We start from the raw sequence: 2858 nt of genomic DNA, 5'->3' as shown, positions 1-2858 counted from the left end.
GACTTCTCGCCGGTCGCGACCGAGCGCGCCCGCCGACTGGCGGCCGCCCGGTCCGTCGGCCTGGAGGCGGTCGTCGCCGACGTGGTCTCGTGGGCTCCGTCCGAGCGGTCCTTCGATCTCGTGCTCGTCGCCTACCTGCATCTGCCGGCCGAGGACATGTCGGCCGTCCTCGCCCGCGCCGCGGACGCGCTGTGCCCGGGCGGCGTGCTGCTGGTCATCGGGCATGACGTGACCAACCTCTCCGAGGGCGTGGGCGGGCCGCAGGACCCGGAGATCCTGCACAGCCCGGATCGCGTCTCGGGCGCGTTGCCCGGGTTGGTCGTGGAGCGGGCCGAGCGGGTCCTGCGGCCGGTGGTGGTCGACGGCATCCCCCGCGATGCCGTCGACACACTCGTCCGTGCTGTACGTCCCTGAGCGGGCATACCCCCCGAACACTGCGCCCTACGGAAGGCTCACCGGCTCTGCGTCGAGGGGTCCACCCACCAGCGGGCCTTGTAGATCTGCGCGCCGTGCAGGATGAGATCGTCCTTGCGCCGGTTCAGCGTCGCGGTGTCGGTGCACCAGGTACAGAGGTTCTTGTTCTGGATCAATGCCGTGAGGACCTGCCCGGACCTGAGGTCGTCGCCGACGCTCTTGACGCCGGCGACGCTGATCCGGTCGGCGCCGCGGTAGTCCTGCAGAAAGGCGTCCTTCTTTTTGGAGTACTGGTAGACACCGCTGTCCGTAGTGATCCACAACCGGTCCGGCCTGGACGCGACCGGCTGAAGGTCGTGCCCCTTCGGCGTCGGCAGCGGAGTGCGCCTCACCTCGGTCAGTTCAGGTTGCGCGGGGGTCCCGCCGAGTTCGAGCGCCACGAGTTCGTTGCCGCCGAGCGCCCACAGCCGCCGAGCGTCGTCGTCCCAGAACACTCCATGGCCGTCGGTGAGCGGAAACTCGACGTACGAATCCGATCGCGGTCCCTGTGACGCCGTATAGACACGAAGCCAATTTCCACGGCTGGCGATAATCGCCACATTGCCATCGGGCAGCAGCTCGATACTGTGCAGGTTGGGCTGTGTTCCCACACTCGTCGCCCAGTAGGCCCCGACGGCATCGGGATAGGGCACGACGGCGGCCAGTCCGAGCGAGTCGACGGTGAGCAAATGCGGCTTGCCGTCGCGGTGGCGCAGCTTGGCCTCCGAGGGCGCGCCCCAACCGGCCACCAGATCGCCGAGACCGTTCGCCGCAGAGGGCCGCCAGCTCCACAGCACCTTCGTCTCCTGCCAGCTCTGCCGATCCGAGTCGAGGACGAGGATCCGATCGGTGGCCTGCTCGGTCACGACGATCTTCTCGTCGCTGTTCCCGGAGGCCGCATCGGCAGAAGTCGCCATTCCGGCCACGAGTACCACGGCGCAGGTGACTCCGGTCATGCGGGCGAGAAGTCGGGCTCGAGTGAAGGGATCGCGCACATTTCCTCCTGGGTCGCTGTCCGTGACCATCGAGAACAACTCAGCGGGGCGGCCGGGCACACGGACATTGCCGTTGATCTTCCGTTGACCAAAGGAGGATTTCACATTGGCCTAAACGACGACCACATTTCGCAGGAATTGCTAAAACTGTTCACAGAACGATACGCATGGGCGTTTCATGACACTTGCGTAAACTCAGTCGTAAGAAATGCTGGTATGTAACGAATCTGGATGGACGGCACACGGGCAGAGCCGGTCAGCGGCACGTGCTCGCCGGGCCGCCCGGCCGCCGCCGCGACGAAGTCGACGAGAAGGAGACCGAGCGGGCTTGGCAGTCCTGGCTCACCGGGCTGCAGGCCGGCTAACGCCACCAGGACGACATGGCTCCCCGCGACGATCACGACACCGGCGAACAACATCATTTAGCCGGAATCGTGAAATCTCGGTAGTCTGTCGCGCGGCAAGGCTGTAGCGCAGAGGTCGTCGCGCCTTAGCTGCAAGCTGGAGGACGTCGGTTCGAATCCGACCAGCCTTGCCCTCCCTTTCCTGACCAGGAGTGTGTCGATGCCGCCCGTCAGCCCCGACCGCGTCGGAGCTCCGCCGGCGGGGGCGGCGCCTGCGGGTGCGACACCGGGCCCCGGGGACATCGATGTGTGTCTGCGGATTCTCGCCGAGGCCCGCGCGGCCGATCCGGATGATCCGCAGTGGCACGCGGTGCGTCAGGCCGCCACTCAGTTGTACCGGGCCGGGAAGAAGTCGCGGAAGGCATCCAGGCACGCCGAGCGGACTCGGCGTGATCGTGCGGCGACCGCGGCCTCCACGCGTTTCCGGCGCCAGGATCCCGGCCCAGACCCGGACCCGGAGGACACGGGCGCCCCGGCGGCACCCGTTCAGCACGTTCTCGTCGGCGCCCGGCGCTGTTACGGCTGCAAGACGCCCTACCGCCAGGTACATCCTGATTACCACCTGCTCTGCCCGGACTGCGCCGCCGAGAACCTGGCCCGCCGGCACGCCCGGTGCGACCTGCGGGGCAGACGCGCCATCGTCACCGGGGGCCGAGTGAAGATCGGCTTCCAAGTCGCGCTGAAGTTGCTGCGCGACGGCGCGGAGGTGCTGGTCACCACGCGCTTCCCGCGAGACGCCGCCCGCCGGTTCGCGGCCGTACCCGATTCCGCCGACTGGCTGCCCCGCCTCCACGTGCACGGGGTGGACCTCCTCGAGCTCGCCGACGTGGCCGAACTGCTCGACGCCGTGCACCGGCGCTTCGACCACCTCGACATCCTCGTCAACAACGCGGCCCAGACGATCCGCCGGCCGCCCGCCTACCACCGCGAGGTCCGCGCGGCCGAGCGCGTGCCGCTGACCGGCGCCGCCGCGCTCGTCGATGTGACCGACATGGCCGACATGGCC

General features: G+C 68.4%; 4 protein-coding genes and 1 tRNA gene. 3 read left to right on the top strand and 2 right to left on the bottom strand.

What is annotated here, in order from left to right; genetic code table 11:
* Nucleotides 1-414: class I SAM-dependent methyltransferase (locus HKK72_RS38300; RefSeq protein WP_187239274.1), on the top strand; the 414-nt coding region annotated here is incomplete at its 5' end.
* Nucleotides 415-452: 38 nt separating this feature from the next.
* On the opposite strand, the gene HKK72_RS38295 is transcribed toward HKK72_RS38300, so the two are convergent.
* Entirely contained in the window at nucleotides 453-1448 is a 996-nt protein-coding gene (locus tag HKK72_RS38295; protein WP_222721664.1) for a DUF6528 family protein, read from the bottom strand.
* A gap of 176 nt (nucleotides 1449-1624) precedes the next feature.
* On the bottom strand, nucleotides 1625-1870 hold the full coding sequence (locus HKK72_RS38290; protein WP_187239272.1) for a hypothetical protein: 246 nt from the start codon (nucleotides 1868-1870) through the stop codon (nucleotides 1625-1627).
* 40 nt (nucleotides 1871-1910) lie between these two features.
* Here HKK72_RS38290 and HKK72_RS38285 point away from each other — a divergent pair.
* Both HKK72_RS38285 and HKK72_RS38280 read left to right on the top strand, forming a co-directional pair.
* Nucleotides 1911-1983, top strand: a tRNA-Cys gene (locus tag HKK72_RS38285).
* 29 nt (nucleotides 1984-2012) lie between these two features.
* A partial coding sequence (locus HKK72_RS38280) for an SDR family NAD(P)-dependent oxidoreductase (protein ID WP_187239271.1) occupies nucleotides 2013-2858 on the top strand: 846 nt, incomplete at its 3' end.

This window comes from Actinomadura sp. HBU206391, assembly GCF_014323665.1.
Taxonomy (GTDB): Bacteria; Actinomycetota; Actinomycetes; order Streptosporangiales; family Streptosporangiaceae; genus Actinomadura_C.
The sequence above is the reverse complement of the archived record's forward strand: the minus strand, read 5'-3'. Positions and strand labels throughout refer to the sequence as shown.